The following is a 624-nucleotide window of genomic DNA, read 5'->3' as shown; positions in this document are numbered from 1 at the left end:
ATCATTCAGTTCAACTTGAACGAAGCCTGACAAAAGCGGTTCGTAACCTTTCTGTACCTTAGGGTTGGCAGACGCGGAGATCGTCGCCATTGTTCGACCATGAAAAGCGCGTTTCATGGTTACAATAGTCGGAGTATTGATGTTGCGTTCATTGCCATATTTACGTGCAATTTTGATAGCCGCTTCGTTTGCCTCGGCGCCTGAATTACATAAAAAGGCATTATCCATATTCGTTAGAGAGCAAAGCTTTTCGGCTAGCTCTTGTTGAAGGGGGTTGTGGAACACGTTGGAGCAGTGAATAAGCCGAGACGCCTGATCTTTAATTGCTTTTGCGATCGCCGGATTAGAGTGCCCAAGGCCGCTAACCGCAACGCCTGTAAATGTGTCGAAATATTTGTTGCCGTCGGTATCAAATAACCAGCACCCGTCGCCGCTCTCGAATGAAACCGAAAGCTTTCCGTATGTGTTCATAATGGTTTGTTCAGTCATGCAGTGGGTACCTAGCGTATCTTTGCCGAGCAAGGCGTGATATTCCAAATGATGATAGAGAGTTTAGCAAAAGAGTGAGATTATACGGGCGGTTTTTAAAGTAATTCACCTTGGCGGGTGGTTTAGGACGAATAA

1 protein-coding gene is annotated in these 624 nt (G+C 45.8%); it reads right to left on the bottom strand.

Annotated features, from left to right (window positions below; all coding sequences use genetic code 11):
- The coding region (locus tag A3751_RS20960) for an aminotransferase class III-fold pyridoxal phosphate-dependent enzyme (RefSeq protein WP_156492705.1) at positions 1–489 on the bottom strand (489 nt) is incomplete at its 3' end.
- Positions 490–624: the final 135 nt, after the last annotated feature.

This window comes from Oleiphilus sp. HI0080, from assembly GCF_001635135.1.
This window is presented reverse-complemented; position numbering and strand designations above follow the sequence as displayed.